Here is an 18,624-nt window from a genome sequence, read left to right on the forward strand (position 1 = left end):
GCAATGCGCATCTCCCGCCTCGCCGTCCTCTCGCTCGCCGCCGTCCTCGCCCTCACGGGCTGTGCGAGCGGTGCTCCCGCCGGGGGTTCGCCCGGCGCGGGCGGCGACGCCACGGGCGGGGCCGACCTCGTCGTGTACGTCGGGCGGAACGAAGACCACGTGCGTCCGCTCGTCGAGCTGTTCGAGCAGCAGACGGGTCTCACTGTCGACGCGCGCTACGGCAGCACGGGCGAGCTCGCCACGACCATCGTGCAGGAAGGGGATGCCTCGCCCGCCGACGTGTTCTTCACCCAGGACCCGGCGTACATGGGCGCGATCTCCGAGGCAGGGCTGCTCGCCGAGCTTCCCGGTGACGTGCTCGAGTCCGTGCCCGAGGGGATCACCGGCGCGGAGGACGACTGGGTGGGCGTCACCGCCCGTCGTCGGGTGCTGGCCTTCGACCCCGCGCAGACGCCCGCCGACCGTCTGCCGGACTCGGTGTTCGAGTTGACGGAAGAGCCGTGGCGCGGCAAGGTCGGGCTCGCGCCGACGCACAGCTCCTTCGTGTCGTTCGTCGCCGCCCTGGTCGCGATGCACGGTGAGGACGAGGCCCTCGCATGGCTGGAGGGCATGGCGGCGAACGACCCCCAGGTCTTCGACGGAAACGAGGAGCAACTGCGGGCGATCGCCGCAGGCGACCTCGAGGTCGGACTCGTCAACCACTACTACGTGCACCGTCTGATCGCAGAGGACCCTGACTTCGCGGTCCGCAACCACTCGTTCGATGCGGGTGACGCCGGCGATGTGCTGATGCCGACGACGATCGGCGTGCTCGACTCGAGCGACCACGCCGACAACGCGGTCGAGTTCGTGCGATTCATGCTGTCGGAGCAGGCCCAGACGCACTTCCTCGAAGAAGTGGGCGAGTACCCGCTGCGGGGCGGTGTCGGCACGCCTGAGGGCGAGCGGCCGATCGACGACGCGTTGATCGCAGAGATGAAGCTCGCAGAGGTCGCCGGTAACCTCGACATCGCCACCGACCTGATCGCCCGATCGGGCTTGATCTAGGCGGGGGCCGGCGCGGGCCGGTCTGAACCTGGCTGGTCTGTCTCCGGGCCGGTCTCACCGAGGAGCGACATGGCGGTAACGGCGCAGCGGGCCGCGGCATTCCTCGCGGCGCTGATCGTCGCGTGTCTCTGCGTGCCGCCGCTCGTTGTGCTCGCCGTCCAGGGGTTCGAGGGGCGCGGTGCGCAGACGGTGTCGCCCGACCGGCTCGTCGAGCTGCTCGGCAACACGCTGCTGCTGGCCGCCCTGGTGGTGGTCGCGTCGCTCGTGGTCGGCACGGCGACGGCCGTCGCCACCACTCGCTCGCTCCTCCCGGGACGTCGTGTGTGGTCGATGTTGATCGGGGTGCCCCTCGTGCTTCCCGCGTACGTGTTCGCCGTCGCGCTCACCGGGATGATCGGGGGAGCGGGCACGCTGACCCGGTGGCTGGCTCCGCTCGGTGTCGAACGTCTGCCGCCGGCGACCGGGCTGTGGGCGGCGACTGCGTGCCTGACGATCGTGGGGATCCCGATCGTCCACACCTTGGTGGCCGCCGCGCTCTCGCGTCTCGACCCCGCCCTCGAAGAAAGCGCCCGGCTCCTCGGCGACCCGCCCGCACGGGTGTTCGTGCGGGTCGTCCTGCCGCACCTGCGCGGCACACTCGCACTCGGCGCCTGCGTCATCGCCCTGTACGCGATCTCGGACTTCGGCGCGGTGTCGATGCTGCGATACGACACCCTCACCCGCGCGATCTACGCGCAGTTCCGCGGTCGGGTCGATCTCGCGCCTGCGTTCGCGCTGTGCTCGATCCTCGTGCTCGTGGCGGCCGTGTTCATCGTGGGTCAGGTGATCCTGCGCGGGCGGGAGGCGGCATCCGCTCCACACGCCCGACCGGCTCCCGTCCGCCGCTGGGGGCACGCCGGGTCGATCGTGGCGATCGTGTTTCTGGGGATCGTGGTTCTGGCGTCGAGCGTGCTGCCTATCGCCACGCTCGCGAGCTGGGCGCTGAACGGTCTCGCATCCGGAGTGCAACCCGGGCCGGTGCTGGTCGAGGCGGGCAACGCGCTGCTCTATGCGCTGCTCGCGAGCGTCGTGACGACCCTGCTCGCGTTGCCGATCGCTCTCGCCGCTCGGCGTGGGGCAGCCTTCGGCCGCGTCGTCGAAGGTGTGCCATGGGTCACCCACGCACTGCCGCATCTGGCGGTGGGCCTTGCGATCCTGGTGCTGTCACTCGCGGGACCCGCCGCGCTCTACCAATCCACGACCACGCTCGTGTTCGCGTACGCGGTGCTGTTCCTGCCGCTGTCGATCGGTGCGATGTCGACGGCGCTTCGCCGCATCGACGACAGGCTGCTCGACGCGTCGCGAACGCTGGGCAGATCGGATGCCTCGACCCTGGTGAGCGTCGTGCTCCCGCTTGTTCGGCCGGCGGCGCTGACCGGGGCGGTGCTCGTCTTCTTCTCCGCGTTCCACGAGCTTCCCGTGACGCTGCTGCTGCGCCCGACCGGCGCCGAGACGCTCGCCGTGAGACTGTGGGGAGCGATGGTCGAAGGTCAGTACACGACGGCGAGCGTCGCGGCCCTGCTGATGGTCGCGATCAGCCTGCCGCTCCTCGGCCTGCACGCCCGGGTCGCGGCACCTCGGGCAGCCGAAGCGGCGGTGGCCGCATGACCGACCTCGCCCTCGACGCGCGTGGCCTCGTCCGCCGGTACGGCTCGGTCGTCGCGGTCGACCACGCGGATCTCGCCGTGCCGCGCGGCGAGGTCGTCGCGCTGCTCGGACCCTCGGGTTGCGGCAAGACGACGTCGCTCCGACTGATCGCGGGTCTCGACCGCGGCGAGGGCACGATCTCGATCGACGGGGTCGTGGTGTCGGGCGGCGCGAAGGAGGTGCCGCCCGAGAAGCGGGGTGTCGGGCTGGTGTTCCAGGACAGCGTGCTGTTCCCGCACCTCGACGTGGCGGCGAACGTCTCGTACGGACTGCGGGGCGACGATCGGGATGCCACGGCCCAGCGCATGCTCGCTCTTCTCGGCATCCGGGATCTGGCTGCGCGCATGCCGCACGAGATCAGCGGCGGCGAGCAGCAGCGCGCCGCGCTCGCGAGGACGCTCGCGACCGAGCCTGCTCTCGTGCTGCTGGACGAGCCGTTCGCGCACCTCGACGCCTCGCTGCGCGAGCGCGTGCGCGAGGAGATGCTCGGTGCGTTGCGCCGCACCGGGACGTCGGCGCTGCTCGTCACGCACGACCAGTCCGAGGCACTCGCGATCGCCGATCGGGTGATCGTCATGAACGCCGGTCGCATCCACCAGCACGGCACGCCCGAGGAGGTGTACCGGCGTCCCGTCGATCGATTCACCGCGGAGTTCATCGGCCGCGGTGTTGTCGTTCCGGCCCGGGTGACCGGGGCGGGGGTCGCGTCGACGGTGCTCGGGGAGGTCGCGGTCGGAGCCGGTACGCCGGCGGGGGAGTGCTTCGCCGTTCTGCGGCCCGAGTCGATCGAGCTTGTGGCGCCGGGTGCGGGGATCGCCGGGCGAGTGGTCCGCTCGTGGTTCCGCGGCGGCGACCGGCTGCTGCGCATCGAGCTCGCCGACGGAACGCTGGTCGAGGCATCCGATTCCGCCTGGCACGCAGCCGGTGAACGGGTCTCGGTCGCGGTGCGAGGCGAGGTCGCCGTGGTGCGGTAGGCGATTAGGCGCATTCTCGGCGGGGCTCGCGCTCGCCCGAGCCCCGGGCGCACTCTCCTGCATCCCGCGCAGCAGCAACTGCGCCCGACGCAGCGACGTGCGCCGGTCGGTCGGCTCAGCCCGCGAGCAGCTGCGCGCGCAGCGGCGCCAGACCCATCGGGCCGAGTGCGAGCGCCTCGCGGTGGAAGTCGGCGAGACGAGCATCCGCTCCCCGGCTCTCCCTCCATGCTGCGCGGGCTTCCATCCAGAGCTTCGCGCCGACCTTGAAGGCGAGCGCCTGGCCCGGGATGCCGAGATAGCGGTCTACCTCGAAGCGGGCGAGGTCGGGCTCGACCATCGCGAAGTCTTCGAGGAACTTCCTCGCCAGCTCGGGCGTCCACTCCGTCTCGGTGGTGAGGGAATTCGCCGGGAGCAGCCACTTCGTGTGCAGTCCGATGTCGGTGACGATCCGCGCCGAGCGCCAGATCTGCCCGAGCACCATGCCCAGCCGTTCGGCGGGGTCACGGATCAGGCCGAGCTCATCCGACAGCGCCTCGGCGTAATGCGCCCATCCCTCGGCGTACCCGTGCACCTCGCACAGGTAGCGCTGCCACGGGTGCAGGCCGGCGTTCGCGCGGTTCATTGCGTGCTCCAGGTGGTGCCCGGGCAGTCCTTCGTGGTGGACGCTCGTCACCTCCTGCCAGGTGGCGGCCATCGGCACGCCGCTGGGGATCGTCCACACTATGCGGCTCGGCACCGATCCGTCGGGCGGGGCGGGCGTGTAGTAGACGACCCCGGTGGATGCCTGCGACACGACGCATTCGACATCGTCGATCGTCGACGGCAGGACGAATGCCTCGGCGCCCAGCACTTCGGCGCTCTCCGCCACCCGGCGGCGCAGCCACGCGACGATCGACTCGATCCCTTCGAGCCGGTACCGCGGGTCGGCATCCAGCAGACGTGCGGCCGACCGTACGGGGTCGTCGCCGGTTCCGCCTAGCTGCTCCGCCAGCTCGCGCGAGAGCGCCACGAGGCGTTCGAGTTCGCTCCAGCCGAAGGCGTACACCTCTTCGAGGTCGACGGGCGTGCCGAGCATGCTCGCGACCATCGTCGGGTACACCTCGAGGCCCATCGCGTCTTCGGCCGGGGCATCCGGTGTCAGGTCTTCGCGAAGGAAGCGCACGAGTTCGCGCAGCGCCTCAGCCATCGCGGCTGCGGCCGCGTCGGCGCGGGCGGTGAGCTCGGGGGAGAGCCCCGGCGCCCGGTCGAGGGTGGCGAAGTAGTCGGCGTCGGCCCATCCCTCGGCCTGGTCGGCGAGCAGTCCGATCTGGCGGACCGAGGCGACGCCGGTGCCCGAGAACCGGCCCTCGCGGCCGAGTTCACGCGCGCGCTCGAGGGATCGGATGTACTCGCGCACCGCTGCCGGTGCGGCCTCGGTGCGCTCGAGCACGGCTATCCCGCCGGCGTCGTCAGAAATCGTGAGACCCTCGACACCTTCGAGAATCAGGTGCATGGGGCTCGCGAGCCCGGCAACCATTCGCATCGTGAACCCCGTGTCGAACAGCGCCCGGTCGCCGCTGAGACGCTCCACCATGGCCGCGCGCAGCACCGCGTCGGGTGCGTCGTCCGGCAGCGCCGCGAGACGATCGAGCACCTCGCCCTGCAGCGCGTAGCGCGCCTCGAGCCATTCCGGAGACAGATCGGCCAGCGCCCGCTCGGGCCGCTCGATCCGCAGGGCGAGGGCCGCCGCGGGTTCGCGGGCGGCCAGCGCAGCGGTGTACTCGTCGGCGATCTGGCGGACGGTGGTCATTCGCTCTCCTTCGGGGGGACGGGGATGAGGCGCGCGGCGTCGACGAGGGCCTTGCCGGCAGTCGAGATGAGTTGCGTGTCGACGGCGACGGCGACGGTCGTGAAGCCTCGGTCGATGAGCGCGGCGGCGGTTTCGAGGCTTCCGGCGAATGCTCCGGCCCTCGTCCCTGCTTTCCGGCAGGCGGAGACGACGGCGTCGAGCGGGTTGCCGTCGGACCGGTCGGCCAGCAGCCCCGGCACATCGGTGCCGAGGGCGATCGCGAGATCGAACGGTCCGACGAAGACCACGTCGACCCCTTGTGCCGAGGCGATCCCGTCGAGGTTCGCGATCGCGCGCGAGGTCTCGACCATAACGGCGCACGACACCCGTGCGTTCGCTTCGGCGGGCGGGGTGGTCGGCTCGCCCCTGTAGGCGGCCAACGGACCCCACGACCGCTCGCCGAGCGGCGGATAGCGGGTGGCGGATGCCGCGGCCTCGGCCTCGGCGGCATCCTGCACCATCGGCACGATCACTCCTGTCGCGCCCGCGTCGAGCGCGCGTCCGATGTGGGCGGCCGATCCGTCGGCCACGCGTACGTGCACCGGCACGGCCGATGCGGCCGGGATCGCGGCGATGAGAGCGGCGTCATCGAAGAGGCCATGCTGCGCGTCAAGCACGAGCAGGTCGGCTCCGATGTGCGACATGAGAGACGCCGCAGCGGGCGTCCCGAGCATCGACCACGCTGCGACCTGAACGCCCGCGCTGGCATGAGTCTTCACGTATGAATACTAGTGTGTCGTCTAGGTTGGCGCTTGCCAGAAAAGTACGCACTCAGCTTTACAAACGCTGAGAAGACACGCAGCGGGGCTTGCGCCCGCCTCTACAGGGGCGAAGTGGATGCCGCAGTCGGCGCCTGGGCCAGCGGGTTCTCGAACTGCCGCAGCAGCGAGGCGAGCTTGATCATGGCGCGGTCGCGCTCATGCACGTTCTCTTCCCAGGTCGCGTGCGGCAGGCGCTGCTCGATCTCGCTCGCGACCATCTCGATCGTCTCGGGCGTCCACGGGTCGTCGGCGCCGCGCATGACCCCGATCCTGGCGTAGACGGGACCGATCACTTCGGCGTGCCGGCGGATGCCGCCGCGGGTGTTGAGCTCACTCGTCGTGAAGGGACCGATGACCGACCAGCGCAAGCCGAGCCCATCCCGGACGAGAGTGTCGAGGTCGGACGCGGAGAGCACGCCGTCACGCACCAGGCAGTACGCCTCGCGCAGCACCGCGCCCTGGAGCCGGTTGAACGCGAAGCCCTCGATCTCGCGGTTGAGCACAACCGGTGTCATGTCGACCTGGGTCAGCAGCTCGCGGGCGCTATCGATCGCCTCGGCCGACGTGAAGGGGGCGGGGACGATCTCGGCGACGCGAAGGAAGTAGGGCGGGTTCGCGGGGTGCACCACGAGGCACCGGTCGCGACCCGGAATCTCCGCCGCGAAGAGTGAGGCCATGATCGTCGACGTCGAGCTCGCGAGCACGACGCCGGGTGGGGTGATGCGGTCGAGTTCGGCGAACAGCTCCCGCTTGACCTCGATGTCTTCGATCACGCACTCCTGCACGAAGTCCGCGCCATCGACTGCGGCGGTCAGGCTGTCGTGCATGCTCACCCGCGCAAGGACGTCGGCGACCGGCTCGGCGAGGAGCCCGGCCTCGAAGAGCGCCGTCAGGACCGAGTCGACCTCGCCCAGCGCGCCCCGGCGGACTGTGTCGTCGGTTTCCAAGAGGCGGACTGACACTCTGGCTGAGCTGAAGACCACCGCCCAGGCGATCCCGATGCTGCCCGCACCGACCACCGCGACAGTCCTGGGGGAGTGCGCGGCGCCCGATCCGAGCGGGGGAGGAGAAATCATGTGGAGCGTCCGATCCGATGTGTCTTGCTGATCAGGTGAGCCGGTGGGTCACCTGATGTACGAGGCCCCGTTGAGGTCGAGCGTCGACCCCGTGAGGCTCGGGCATCTGTCTGTTGCGAGGAAGGCGGCCAGCTCGGCGATCTCCGACACCGCGACGTGCCGGCCCATCACGAGTCCCTCCGCCACAGCGCGGACCTCATCGGGGTCGAGGTCGGCCGTGCCCATGCCGCCGTCGACGACTCCGGGCGCGATCGTGTACACGCGGACTCCCGTACGCGCGTAGGCGCGGGCGAGGGTCTGCGCGAAGTTGCGCAGTGCGGCCTTCGAGGCCGCGTACGCGCCGACGTCGGGGATGCGGCTGCCCTGTTCGGCTGCCCAGCTCGAGATCGCGATGATCGACCCCGACCCGCGCTCGGCGAAGGTCTTCGCCGCTTCGCGCATGAGGGTGGATGCCGCGATCGCGTTCACCTGCAGCGCCTCGAGCCATCCGTCATCCCACGCCTCGTCGTCGCCCGACAGCGGCGTTGTGGCCATCGCGGCCGCGTTGACCACGACGGTGTCGACGGGACCGCTCTCGCACGCGGAGCGCCAGAGCTCTCGTGCGCTCTCACCGCCGCCGAATCCGGCCTGGATCAGCGTGCGGCGGTCGGCCGGCAGGCTGGCAACGGCCTGTTCGGCGGCATCCTGGCGGCTGCGGTAGGTGCCGATCACCTTCGCGCCCTCGCGCGCGAACACGCGCGCGAGTTCACCGCCGATCGCCCCCGAGACCCCGGTGATGAGCGCCGTTCGATCTTCGAGTGTCGCCATGTCGGTGCCCTTCAGAGGATTCCGCCGTCGACGGGCAGCAGCTGCCCCGAGATGGCTGCAGACAGGGGAGAAGAGAGGAAGAGCACGGCGTCGGCGATGTCCTGTTCGGTGGCGAGGCGGCCCAGTGCGGTGAGTTCGGCCGCGCGCGCGAGCGACGCGTCGCGGTCGAGACCCGTCGAAGAGGCGCGGCTGTCGATGCGGGAGAGGAGGGCTTCGGTGGCGACGGGGCCGGGCGCGACGGCGTTCACGCGGATGCCTCGGCGGCCGAGGGCGAGAGCGGTGCTGCGGACGACTCCGAGCACGGCGTGCTTGCTCGCGACGTACGACACGATGTTCGGGTCGCCCTTCCACGAGTTCAGCGACCCGATCGCGACGATCGTGGATCCGGGGGGCAGGGTCGCCGCAACGCTCTTGACGGTGACGACCGTGCCACGGACGTTGACGGCCATGGTGCGATCGAAGTCGGCGAGGTTGAGCTCTTCCGGCGACTGCCACGAGGGAACGATCCCCGCGGCTGCGACGACCCCGTCGAACGGGCCGTGCGCGGAGACGTAGGCCTCGGTCGCGGCGCGCATCGCGCCTTCGTCCGTCACGTCGGCGGCGGTGAACGGCCAGGGAAGACCGACGTCTTCCGGAGCCTTCAGGTCGACGATCAGTCCGTTCGCACCGTGGTCCGCGAAGGTGCGGACGATCGCGGCGCCGAGGCCGCGCGCGCCACCGGTGACGAGGAAGCGGCGGCCCTGCAGCATCCCGGATGCCGCGGCCGTGGCGATGTTCGCCTCAGCGGTGGGCGGACGGTCGTGTGCCAAGGTCTCGACCCTTCCTGTCGGATTGATCGCCAATGTACGGTATGCGCACAGCTCTCCGCAATCCGAACGAACTTGTTCGTATTGCGGACAAGTGTTCGTTGTGCAAACATCGCTACAACACCCGACCGCCTGCGCCCGCGCGACGCGTGAGGGGAGCCGATGGGAAGGACCCGGACTTGACCACAGCAGATTTCCGATTCGGGACCCTTTTGGGTCTCGATCACATCGGCGTCGGCGTGTCCGACATGGACGCCTCGCTCCGCTTCTATGCGGAGCTCGGCTTCGTCGACGTCGCCTTCGACTACACCGGCCCCCTTCCCGGTCTCGACACCGTGTCGGGCCACGACGCCACCGAGGCGCGCGTCGTCTACCTGCGCAGCTCGCAGCCGACCGTCCTCGGCCGCTCGGGTATCAAGTTGGTGCAGATCACCAACCGGCCGCAGCCGCCGCTGCCCGACGGCTTCGCTTACGGCGAGCCCGGCATCTGCGAGGTGTGCATCCACGTGCGGTCGTACGAGGAGTTCCACGAGTCGCTCGTCGCGGCCGGTCACAAGGTGCTGATGGAGCCCAACGACCAGATCCTCGAGCCGTACGACACCCATTGCGGCCTCTCTTATGTAGAGGATCCGGACGGAGCCAAGATCGAGTTCATCGAGTGGCGGTCGCTCGAATCGGGCTGGCCCTACCCCGACGGCCCGCAGGGTGTGAACCACGTCGCGTTCGGTGTGGGCAGCTCCGACCGCACCGAGGCGTTCTACCGCAAGCTCGGCTTCACGTCGAAGCTCTTCGACATGGCCGGCATCAACGAGCCGATGAACCAGTGGTTCCTCGACGTCGGCCGCCAGCCCCCCAGCCAGCGGATGATGCTGCTGATGAGCCCGCACGGCGGATCCCTCGAGCCCGTCGAGCAGACGCCTGCCGGACCCGACATGCGCGGCGAGTGGGGTCACCTCGGCACGTTCGAGTTCTCCATCGGCGCCCGCAACCTCGATCTCGCGATCGAGTACCTCGGGTCGATCGGCGTCGACCTCGTCGGCGAGCCCGCCGAGATCCGCATGCCCGACGGCCAGAGCTGGCGCTACGCCTACTTCGGCGATCCCGACGGTCTGTACGTGAGCGTCTCGGAGGTGCGCGCATGAGCGGCCACGCACCGGCTGCCGCCGGATCGACGACGGGTGCATCAGCCCACCTGCCGATCATCGAGCTGCGCGGCATCAACAAGTCTTTCGGCAAGACGCAGGTCCTCTTCGACATCGACCTCACGGTCGAGCGGGGTCAGCACGTCGTGCTGTTCGGCCCATCGGGTTCGGGCAAGTCGACGGTGCTGCGCAGCATGAACATGCTGGCCGAGCCTGACTCCGGATCCCTCAAGGTCGACGGCATCGAGTTCGGCCCGGGCCTTCCCGGCGAGTCCGGAAAGCGCGGCGGACGCCTGGCGCTCCGCCGCCGGGTGGGCATGGTCTTCCAGCAGTTCAACCTGTTCCCGCACCTGTGCGCGCTCGACAACGTGGCCCTGCCGCTGCGCAAGGTGCACGGCATGAGCCGGGGCAAGGCCCGCGAGAAGGCCGCGATCGCGTTGCGGCGGGTCGGCCTGATCGACCGGGCCGCGAACTACCCCGCCGAGCTCAGCGGCGGCCAGCAGCAGCGCGTCGCGATCGCACGTGCGCTTGCGCTCGACCCCGAGGTGATCCTCTTCGACGAGCCCACCTCGGCGCTCGACCCCGAACTGGTCGGCGAGGTGCTCAAGACGATGCGCGAAGTCGCCGAGACGGGAATGACGATGGTCGTCGTCACCCACGAGCTCGGCTTCGCCAAAGAGATCGGCGATCTCAACGTGTTCATGGAGGACGGCCGCATCGTCGAGTCCGGTCCTCGCGGCTTCTACGAGAACTGCAAGAGCGAGCGCGCCAAGCAGTTCCTCCAGGCGGTGATGTGATGTCGATCTTCGATTACGACTGGGGTCTCGTCTGGGAGTACCGCGAGGCACTGCTCGCGGGGCTGTGGACCGCCGCGGCGGTCGCCGTCGTCGGCCTCGTGATCTCGCTCGTCTTCGGGCTGCTCCTCGCGGTCCTGCGTTCGGCGCCCAAGCCGTTCAACTGGATCGCGGTCGCGTACATCAACATCTTCCGCGGTGTCCCGGCGCTCGTGAGCGTCATCTGGGTGTACTTCGGTCTGGCGCTGGTTCTCGGCATCCGATTCACCGTCTTCCAAGCCGGTGTCATCGCGCTCTCGCTGCTCTACAGCGCGTTCTTCGCCGAGATCTTCCGCTCGGCCCTGCAGGCCGTCCCCTCGGGCCACACCGAGGCGGGTCTCGCGCTCGGCATGCGGCCGCACCAGATCTTCTTCTCGGTCACCCTTCCGCAGGCCGTGAAGATCGCGCTCCCCAACATCGGCAGCATGTTCATCGGCATGGTGAAGGACACCTCGACCTTCACCGTCATCGGTCTGCTCGAAGTCGTGCGCGTCACGCAGAACCTCGTCGCGACCACCTTCCAGCCGTTCGTGCTCTACACCGCGGCCGCGATCATCTACGTGCTCGCCGCATTCGCGATCGACTTCGTCTTCCGCATGATCGAGAACGCCTACGTGCGCCCGCCGATGGGGGTCGTCGGCCGCGGACTGCGCGCGCACCAGCGTCGCGAGATCGTCGCGCTCGCCGCCCGCGTGAAGGCGGTCACGCCCGCCACCGGCACCGTCTACACGCCCAAGTAGGCGGTTACCCAAGCCCAGCACCACATCCGCACCGAACCCGAATCACATCGATAGGAGAATCTCGTGAACGCACGATTCAGCATGAAAGGCCTGCGCCTGCCACTGGTCGCCGCCGCAGCGGCTGCAGCACTGGCGCTGACGGCTTGCGCCGGCGGGGGCGGCTCGGCCGCTCCCGAGGAGTCCGACGGCGGGAGCGCCGAAGACATCGGGCTCATGACGCCGGGCACCCTCGTCGTCGGCATGAACCTGCAGTACAAGCCGCAGATGTTCCTCGAGGGCGACACCCCCAGCGGCTACGACGTCGACCTTCTGAACGCGCTCGCCGAAGAACTCGACGTCGAGCTCGACATCCAGAACCTCGACTTCAACGGACTGATCCCGGGCCTGCAGGCCGCGCAGTTCGACATGGTGTCGGTCGGCCTCGGCGCCACCGACGAGCGCAAGGAAGTCATCGACTTCAGCCGCGGCTACGTGCCCTACGCCACCATCCTCGGCGTCGCGCCGGGTTCGGAGCTGGGCTCGACGATCGAGGACTACAACAAGGAAGGCGTGGTCATCACGGCCCTCCAGGGCTCGACGGGCGAGCAGCTGGTGCGCGACACCTTCCCCAATGCGACGGTGGCCGGCTTCCCGGACCAGAACGCCGCGCTGCTCGAGGTCGCCACGGGCCGTGCCGACGCGGTCGTCGTCGAGGACTACATCCTCGCCGAGTTCGACCGCTCGAACCCCGACCAGCTGACCGCTCTCGACCTCGACGAGCCGCTGAGCCTGTACTACGGCGCATGGGGAGTCCAGAAGGACAACTCCGCGCTCGTGGAGGCGCTCGATGCGTTCCTCTGCAAGGCGCAGAACGATGGGACGCTGGAAGAGCTGTACACGAAGTGGATGGCTCCGACCATGCCCGAGATGCCCGGAGGCTGCTGACCTATGCCCGTCGATGAGCACGAGTACGACGTCCTGATCGTCGGAGGAGGCCCCGCAGGAATGGCGGCGGCGTCGACGGCGGCGGATGCGGGACTCCGTACCGTGCTCATCGACGAGCGGCCCACCCTCGGCGGACAGGTCTACAAGCAGCCCGGACCGGGGATGCGCGTGACCGACGCCAAGGCGATGGGCAAGCAGTACCTCGCAGGACGCGAGCTGATCGACGAGGCTGAGGCATCCGATGCGACCGTGCTGCTGCGCACGAGCGTGGTCGACCTCGAGCCCGACGCTGACGGCTGGATCGCCATGGTGCACACCGATGGCGATCCGGTCGCGGCGATCCGCGCACGTCGGGTGATCGTCGCCGCGGGCGCGCACGATCGTCCCGTCGTCTTCCCCGGCTGGACGCTTCCCGGCGTCATCACCGCCGGCGGACTCCAGACCCTCGCCAAGACCCAGGCGTTCATCCCCGGCCAGCGCACCGTCTTCGCCGGCTCGGGCCCCGTCGCGCTCGCCTTCCCGGCGCAGCTCGCCGGATACGGGGCGAACATCGTCACCGCACTCGAAGCCGGGCCCGCGCCGTCGGCCGTGGATCTCGCGAAGATCGCCGCCGTCGCACCGGGCAACGTCGGGCTGCTGATGGATGCCGCGAAGTACCAGTCCTCTCTCATCGCGCACCGCATCCCCCTCCGCTACCGCCGAATGATCGTGCGGGCCGAGGGCGACGGGCGCGTCGAGCGGGTCGTGCACGCGCGCGTCGACTCGCAGTGGCGCGTCATCCCCGGCACCGAGGAGTCCGTCGAAGCGGACGTGCTCTGCGTCGGCTACGGATTCACCCCGAGCGCCGAACTGCTGCGCCTCGCGGGTGCGAGCTTCGACACCGTCGAAGACCTGGGCGGCCCGGTCGTCCGCAAGGACGAGTGGTGCCGCACCGAGGTCGCCGGCGTGTACGCGGCCGGTGACGGTGCCGGCGTCGAGGGCTCGGCGGTCGCCGCCGACGAGGGCCGCATCGCCGCCTATGCCGTCGCGCAGGACGCCGGTCTGCTCAGCGCCGAGGCCGCGACCGGCTCTGCTCGCCCCCTCCTGCGCCGACTGGCCCGTCGCCGGGCGCTCACCCGCGCCACGCAGCGCATGTACAGCGTCGGCGACGGAGTGTTCGGTCTCGCGGATGCCGAGACCACCGTCTGCCGCTGCGAGGGCGTCGCCCAGGCCGAGGTTCAGGCCGCGGTCGACACCGCCCCCGAGATCAGCGCCGTGAAGGCTCTCACCCGCGCCGGCATGGGACCGTGCCAGGGCCGGATGTGCGGCCGGCACATCGCCGCCATGATCGCAGAGAAGAGCCGCGTGCCCATGGCCGAGGTCGCCCCTGCCACCCCGCGCATGCCCGTGCGGCCGGTCGGAATCGGCGCGATCGCCGACGCGAACGTGGTCGACCCCGGCCTCTTCCAGCGCAAGGACGACGCGCCGCTCGAGCCTGAGCGCACCGACGTCGTCCCCTCCGAGATCGTCAGGCGCGCCGGCGGCCCGGTCACCGACACCGACGTGCTCGTGATCGGCGGCGGCATCGCCGGCACCGCGGTCGCCTACTACCTCGCCAAGGGCGGGGTGGAGGTGGAGCTTCTCGATCGCGGACAGCTCAACCGCGAAGCATCCGGAACCAACGCCGGAAGCTTCCACTTCCAGCTCGCGATCCACCAGCTCTCGGGCGCCGGCACCGACGCCGACCGGTCGCGGCTTCTCAGCGACGCGCGGGCGAGCGTCGAGGCGTACGGCCTGTGGAAGACTCTGAGCGATGAGCTCGGCGCCGACGTCGGCCTGCACCAGACCGGCGGCTGGATGGTCGCCGAGACGAATGAGCAACTCACGCTCCTGCACGAGAAGCACCTGCTCGAAGAAGAGGCCGGCATCCACACCGAGGTGCTCACGGGCGCGGATCTGCGCGACCGCGCGCCGTACTTCTCCGACCGGATCATCGGCGCGACGTACTGCGACCTCGAAGGGCACGCGAACCCTCTGATCGTGGCGCCGCTGTATGCGCGCCGGGCGGTCGAGCACGGGGCGCGCGTGCGCACCGGCGCCGAGGTCTTCTCGATCGAGGTGGATGAGTCGTCGGCGTCACGCCGGTTCCTCGTGCGCACGAATTCGGGCACGATCCGCGCTCGCCGCGTCGTCAACTGCGGCGGCGGCTGGGCGGGCGATCTCGGCGAGATGGTCGGATTGAACTTCCCGATCCGCCGCGAGGGTCTGCACGTCAACGTCACCGAGGCCCGCACTCCGCTGCTGCCGTCGATGGTGCAGCACATCGGCCGCCGGCTGACCCTCAAGCAGACGCACCACGGCTCGTTCATCATCGGCGGCGGCTGGCCCACCCCGTACGCCGGCTACCCCCGCCGCTACCCGACGACGTGGAACAGCGCCGCCGGCAACCTGCGGGTCGCCCTCGACGTGGTGCCCCAGCTCGAAGACGTGCGCGTGGTGCGCACCTGGTCGGGCGTCATCGCGTTCACCGACGACTACTCTCCGATCGTCGGCGAGTCGGTGCAGGTGCCCGGCTATTTCGCCTGCGTTGCATCGACCGGCTTCACCTTCTCTCCCATCTACGCTCGGCAGATCGCCGAGATGATCCTCGACCCGGCCGAGGCATCCCCGTTCGACGAGCGATTCTCGCTCGATCGCACGGTGGAGCGCGCTCGCGCCTGACCAGACCACAACTACGAACAGGAGCAGCTGCTGATGGATCGCAACGACGTCGACTGGGCGGGATACTTCCCCGCCGTCGTCACCCCGTTCACCGAGTCGGGCGCACTCGACACCGACACTCTGCACGCGCTGATCGAGCAGTATGCCGAACGTGGCATGCACGGCGTCGTCGTCAACGGCACGTGCGGCGAGTGGTTCTCGCAGAGCGTCGACGAGCGCAAGGCTGTGGCAGAGACTGCGGTCGCCGCCGCGGCGGGACGCATGCGTGTTCTCATCGGCTGCACGTCCAACACCGCCGACAACGTGCAGGAGCTCGCCTCGCACGCGCTCGGCGCCGGCGCAGACGGGGTGCTGGCCTCGCCGCCGCCCTACATCAAGCTCTTCCCGAACGAGGTCGTCGCCTGGTACGAAGACATCAGCGAGCGCGTCGCGGGACCGCTGGTGGTCTACAACTGGCCGCACGGCACGGGGATCGACATCGACAGCGACCTGGCCGACCGGCTCGCCGACGTCGAGGCGGTCGTCGCGATCAAGGACAGCACGCCCAACGCCGACCAGTTCTTCGAGACGTCGCGCCGTGTGCGCGACCGGGTGCGTGTCTTCGGCCCGTACATGTCGGCACGCGGCGTCGAAGTGCTGCGCACCGAGGGAGGCGACGGCTTCGTCGGCGGCGGGTCGCTGAACGGCCGTCCCGACCCCGAGTTCTGGGAGAACTACTGGAAGGGCGACTTCGCGCCGATGGAGGAGTACGCCGAGCGTGCCGACCGCCTCTTCCCGAAGCTGTGGCTGCCGGGCGGCTGGGCGGGCCACTACGGTTCGTACCAGGCGCAGCTGAAGGCGCTCATGCACATGCTCGGGCAGCCCGCCGGGCACGTCCGCCGGCCGCGCCTCCCCGTCACCGACGCGGCCGACCTCGCCACCATGCGGGCCGTGCTCGTCGAGGAGGGTCTGCTTCAGCCGGAGACGAGCCGGGCATGAGCTCGGCCAAGGCGCACGGACGTGTCGGCGGACACGGCCTCGAGCGCGGGCAACGCGTCGAGATCCTTATCGACGGTCGGCCTTCCGAGGCGTACGAGGGCGAGAGCGTCGCCGCGGCCGTCATGGCCGACCGTGACCTCGGCCTGCGCGAGACGGGCGAGGGCGACCCGCGCGGCTACTTCTGCGGAATGGGCGTGTGCTTCGAGTGCGTCATGGTCGTCGACGGTGTGCCGCAGACCCGCACCTGCGTCACCTGGGTGCGCGAGGGCATGACCGTCGAGCGCCAGGTCGGCGCGGGCACGGCCGGCGAGGCGGCGCACTCGCACTGACCGGTGTCGCGGCCCGCGGCATCCGCGGTGCCACGGCCGCCGCGATCAGGGGATGGACTCGATGTACTTGGCCCGGTTGTACTGCCAGGGCCAGGCCAGCTCGCCGCCCAGTGCCGCGGCCGCGCGCAGCGCGAACGTGGGCTCGCGCAGGAACTGCCGGGCGATGTATACGACATCCGCGTCCCCGGCGCCGAGCACGGCCTCGGCCTGCTCGGGCGTCGTGATCAGACCGGCGACGCCGGCCGGCACGTCGATCGCCGCGCGAACCTCGCGCGCCAGCGGCTGCTGGTACCCCGGGCCGGCGGGGATCTGCTGGTCGGGGCTGTTTCCCCCCGACGAGACGCTCACGAGGTCCACGCCCTCGATTCCCCTCAGGGTCTCGATCGTGTCGGCGACCGTGACCCCGCCCGGCACCCACTCGGTCGCAGAGATCCGCAGCACGAGCGGCATCTCGGCCGGGATGCGCTCGCGCACGGCAGAGATCACCTCGCGAAGCAGGCGGTCGCGGCCGCGGGCGTCGCCGCCGTACTCGTCGGTGCGGTGGTTCGACGTCGGCGAGAGGAACTGGCCGAGCAGGTACCCGTGCGCGGCGTGGATCTCGACCAGGTCGAAGCCGGCCTCGACGGCACGGGTCGCAGCATCCGCATAGTCCGACACGACCTTCGCGATGCCCTCGGCGTCCAGCTCGATCGGCGTCGTGAACGGGCCGTACGCGATCGGCGACGGGCCGACGGTCGTCCAGCCGCCCTCGTTCTCGGGCACCGAGCCGCGCCCGCGCGTCGGCGGGTACGTCGCGGCCTTGCGGCCGGCATGCGAGAGCTGGATGCCGATCCGGCTGTCCATCCCGTGCACGAAGTCGACCACGCGGCGCCATGCCTCGATGTGCTCGTGCTTCCAGATGCCCGCGTCGTCGGGGCTGATCCGCCCCTCGGGCGAGACGGCGGTCGCCTCGGTCATGATGAGCCCCGCACGGCCGATGGCGAATGACCCGAGATGCACGAGGTGCCAGTCCGTCGGCATCCCGTCGACCGAGGAGTACATGCACATGGGTGCCACCCACAGCCGGTGCGGGAGGGTGAGCCCGTTGATCGTGATGGGCTCGAACAGGCGGGGCTTCAGGCGGGGCACTCGGGTTCCTTCGGTCGTGCGGTGGGTCAGTCGTCTAGTAGGAGCGCCGGCTCACTCGTAGGTGCGGCGGCGGCGCAGGAGGGAGAGGTCGGCGCTGATCATCGTCGTCGACTCGAGCAGCTGCGGCAGGTACTCCTCACGGAGCTGTTCGACCGACATGCGTGAGGTCGACACCGAGATGTTCACCGCGCTGACGTAGCGGCCGTCGGCGCCGACGACCGGCGCCGCGATCGAGCGGGCGCCGAGGTCGACCTCTTGGTTGTTGAGCGACCAGCCCTGCGCGCGCACCTCGGCGATCTTGTCGCGCAGCTCGTGCTCATCGACGATCGTCGCCGGCGAGAGCTTCTCGCGGGGATAGGTGCGCAGGTACTCGTCGAGCCGGGCCTCGTCGAACTCCGACAGCAGCACGCGGCCCGTCGAGGTGCAGAACGCCGGAAGGCGCCGGCCGATGCCGAGGCGGATCGGCATGATCGTCTCGGCCGCGGCGCGCGCGACGTAGACCACGTCGCCGTCGTCGTACTCGCACGCCGAGACCGACTCGCCGATCCGCGCCGACAGGCGGCGCAGGTGATCCTGGGTGATGTCGATGCTCGACGACGACGACAGGAAGGCGTAGCCGAGGTCGAGCACGCGAGGCCGCAGGTAGAAGCGGTTCTGGCGGCTTCCCACGTAGCCGAGGGTTTCGAGGGTGAGCAGGGCGCGACGAACGGATGCCCGGCTCAGGCCGGTGGCCTTGGACACGTCGGCGAGCGACAGCAGGTCGCGCTCATTCGAGAACGCCCGGATGACGGCGAGCCCCCGGTCGAGGGACTGGATGAACTCGCCCGACTTGCGGTCGCTCTCGGTGTCGAACATGTCGGCGGCC

At 70.1% G+C, this 18,624-nt stretch carries 17 protein-coding genes; 10 read left to right on the forward strand and 7 right to left on the reverse strand.

Translation table 11 applies throughout. The features are described 5' to 3' along the window. The first annotated feature begins 3 nt into the window (after window positions 1-3). The 3 genes from H9622_RS06675 (at window position 4) to H9622_RS06685 (ending at window position 3,707) form a co-directional block, all read left to right on the forward strand. Window positions 4-1,047: an extracellular solute-binding protein gene (locus H9622_RS06675; RefSeq protein WP_191765408.1), complete on the forward strand. Its 1,044-nt coding sequence runs from the start codon at window positions 4-6 to the stop codon at window positions 1,045-1,047. A 69-nt stretch (window positions 1,048-1,116) separates the two neighbouring features. After that, on the forward strand, window positions 1,117-2,694 hold the full coding sequence (locus H9622_RS06680) for an ABC transporter permease (protein ID WP_191765410.1): 1,578 nt from the start codon (window positions 1,117-1,119) through the stop codon (window positions 2,692-2,694). Next, window positions 2,691-3,707 (forward strand): ABC transporter ATP-binding protein, encoded by a 1,017-nt coding sequence (locus H9622_RS06685; RefSeq protein WP_191765414.1) that lies wholly within the window; start codon window positions 2,691-2,693, stop codon window positions 3,705-3,707. Before H9622_RS06680 ends, H9622_RS06685 begins: the two co-directional genes overlap by 4 nt. Window positions 3,708-3,822: 115 nt before the next feature. Here the strand turns inward: H9622_RS06685 and H9622_RS06690 are convergent, their stop codons facing one another. The 5 genes from H9622_RS06690 to H9622_RS06710 all read right to left on the reverse strand — a co-directional run bounded on the left by H9622_RS06690 (window position 3,823) and on the right by H9622_RS06710 (window position 8,988). After that, window positions 3,823-5,496 (reverse strand): DUF885 domain-containing protein, encoded by a 1,674-nt coding sequence (locus tag H9622_RS06690; protein WP_191765416.1) that lies wholly within the window; start codon window positions 5,494-5,496, stop codon window positions 3,823-3,825. Beyond that, on the reverse strand, window positions 5,493-6,254 hold the full coding sequence (locus H9622_RS06695; protein WP_191765418.1) for an HpcH/HpaI aldolase family protein: 762 nt from the start codon (window positions 6,252-6,254) through the stop codon (window positions 5,493-5,495). Before H9622_RS06695 ends, H9622_RS06690 begins: the two co-directional genes overlap by 4 nt. Before the next feature lie 101 nt (window positions 6,255-6,355). Beyond that, window positions 6,356-7,372: a 3-hydroxyacyl-CoA dehydrogenase gene (locus H9622_RS06700; RefSeq protein ID WP_191765420.1), complete on the reverse strand. Its 1,017-nt coding sequence runs from the start codon at window positions 7,370-7,372 to the stop codon at window positions 6,356-6,358. A gap of 48 nt (window positions 7,373-7,420) precedes the next feature. Continuing rightward, window positions 7,421-8,179 (reverse strand): SDR family NAD(P)-dependent oxidoreductase, encoded by a 759-nt coding sequence (locus tag H9622_RS06705; RefSeq protein WP_191765422.1) that lies wholly within the window; start codon window positions 8,177-8,179, stop codon window positions 7,421-7,423. A gap of 11 nt (window positions 8,180-8,190) precedes the next feature. Beyond that, the gene (locus tag H9622_RS06710; RefSeq protein ID WP_191765424.1) at window positions 8,191-8,988 is read right to left on the reverse strand and encodes an SDR family NAD(P)-dependent oxidoreductase; all 798 of its coding nucleotides are present in this window, start codon (window positions 8,986-8,988) and stop codon (window positions 8,191-8,193) included. Window positions 8,989-9,164: 176 nt separating this feature from the next. Here H9622_RS06710 and H9622_RS06715 point away from each other — a divergent pair, with 176 nt between their 5' ends. The 7 genes from H9622_RS06715 to H9622_RS06745 all read left to right on the forward strand — a co-directional run bounded on the left by H9622_RS06715 (window position 9,165) and on the right by H9622_RS06745 (window position 16,631). Then, a complete protein-coding gene (locus tag H9622_RS06715) occupies window positions 9,165-10,127 on the forward strand; it encodes a VOC family protein (RefSeq protein ID WP_191765426.1) in 963 nt (320 codons plus the stop codon). Then, complete coding sequence (locus tag H9622_RS06720; protein ID WP_225221566.1) at window positions 10,124-10,924, forward strand: amino acid ABC transporter ATP-binding protein; 801 nt, start codon at window positions 10,124-10,126, stop codon at window positions 10,922-10,924. The genes H9622_RS06715 and H9622_RS06720 overlap by 4 nt, the downstream gene beginning before the upstream one ends. After that, a complete protein-coding gene (locus H9622_RS06725) occupies window positions 10,924-11,700 on the forward strand; it encodes an amino acid ABC transporter permease (RefSeq protein WP_191765428.1) in 777 nt (258 codons plus the stop codon). The genes H9622_RS06720 and H9622_RS06725 overlap by 1 nt, the downstream gene beginning before the upstream one ends. A gap of 63 nt (window positions 11,701-11,763) precedes the next feature. After that, window positions 11,764-12,624 (forward strand): transporter substrate-binding domain-containing protein, encoded by an 861-nt coding sequence (locus H9622_RS06730; protein WP_191765430.1) that lies wholly within the window; start codon window positions 11,764-11,766, stop codon window positions 12,622-12,624. A 3-nt stretch (window positions 12,625-12,627) separates the two neighbouring features. Beyond that, window positions 12,628-15,324 (forward strand): FAD-dependent oxidoreductase, encoded by a 2,697-nt coding sequence (locus H9622_RS06735; protein WP_191765432.1) that lies wholly within the window; start codon window positions 12,628-12,630, stop codon window positions 15,322-15,324. A 33-nt stretch (window positions 15,325-15,357) separates the two neighbouring features. Further along, window positions 15,358-16,302 (forward strand): dihydrodipicolinate synthase family protein, encoded by a 945-nt coding sequence (locus tag H9622_RS06740; protein ID WP_191765434.1) that lies wholly within the window; start codon window positions 15,358-15,360, stop codon window positions 16,300-16,302. Continuing rightward, entirely contained in the window at window positions 16,299-16,631 is a 333-nt protein-coding gene (locus tag H9622_RS06745) for a (2Fe-2S)-binding protein (RefSeq protein ID WP_191765436.1), read from the forward strand. Before H9622_RS06740 ends, H9622_RS06745 begins: the two co-directional genes overlap by 4 nt. A 45-nt stretch (window positions 16,632-16,676) precedes the next feature. On the opposite strand, the gene H9622_RS06750 is transcribed toward H9622_RS06745, so the two are convergent. Further along, complete coding sequence (locus H9622_RS06750) at window positions 16,677-17,759, reverse strand: NADH:flavin oxidoreductase/NADH oxidase (protein WP_191765438.1); 1,083 nt, start codon at window positions 17,757-17,759, stop codon at window positions 16,677-16,679. 51 nt (window positions 17,760-17,810) lie between these two features. Next, a complete protein-coding gene (locus tag H9622_RS06755; RefSeq protein ID WP_191765440.1) occupies window positions 17,811-18,614 on the reverse strand; it encodes an IclR family transcriptional regulator domain-containing protein in 804 nt (267 codons plus the stop codon). Window positions 18,615-18,624 lie beyond the last annotated feature (10 nt).

Origin of the sequence: Microbacterium gallinarum (genome assembly GCF_014837165.1) — a bacterium.
In the GTDB taxonomy this organism is placed as follows: domain Bacteria; phylum Actinomycetota; class Actinomycetes; order Actinomycetales; family Microbacteriaceae; genus Microbacterium; species Microbacterium gallinarum.

Excerpts from the sequence above, each read along its gene's own strand:
- H9622_RS06675 (WP_191765408.1), top strand. The coding sequence starts at position 4 with ATGCGCATCTCCCGCCTCGCCGTCCTCTCGCTCGCCGCCGTCCTCGCC.
- H9622_RS06680 (WP_191765410.1), top strand. The coding sequence starts at position 1,117 with ATGGCGGTAACGGCGCAGCGGGCCGCGGCATTCCTCGCGGCGCTGATC.
- H9622_RS06685 (WP_191765414.1), top strand. The coding sequence starts at position 2,691 with ATGACCGACCTCGCCCTCGACGCGCGTGGCCTCGTCCGCCGGTACGGC.
- H9622_RS06690 (WP_191765416.1), bottom strand. The coding sequence starts at position 5,496 with ATGACCACCGTCCGCCAGATCGCCGACGAGTACACCGCTGCGCTGGCC.
- H9622_RS06700 (WP_191765420.1), bottom strand. The coding sequence starts at position 7,372 with ATGATTTCTCCTCCCCCGCTCGGATCGGGCGCCGCGCACTCCCCCAGG.
- H9622_RS06705 (WP_191765422.1), bottom strand. The coding sequence starts at position 8,179 with ATGGCGACACTCGAAGATCGAACGGCGCTCATCACCGGGGTCTCGGGG.
- H9622_RS06720 (WP_225221566.1), top strand. The coding sequence starts at position 10,124 with ATGAGCGGCCACGCACCGGCTGCCGCCGGATCGACGACGGGTGCATCA.
- H9622_RS06725 (WP_191765428.1), top strand. The coding sequence starts at position 10,924 with ATGTCGATCTTCGATTACGACTGGGGTCTCGTCTGGGAGTACCGCGAG.
- H9622_RS06735 (WP_191765432.1), top strand. The coding sequence starts at position 12,628 with ATGCCCGTCGATGAGCACGAGTACGACGTCCTGATCGTCGGAGGAGGC.
- H9622_RS06740 (WP_191765434.1), top strand. The coding sequence starts at position 15,358 with ATGGATCGCAACGACGTCGACTGGGCGGGATACTTCCCCGCCGTCGTC.
- H9622_RS06745 (WP_191765436.1), top strand. The coding sequence starts at position 16,299 with ATGAGCTCGGCCAAGGCGCACGGACGTGTCGGCGGACACGGCCTCGAG.
- H9622_RS06755 (WP_191765440.1), bottom strand. The coding sequence starts at position 18,614 with ATGTTCGACACCGAGAGCGACCGCAAGTCGGGCGAGTTCATCCAGTCC.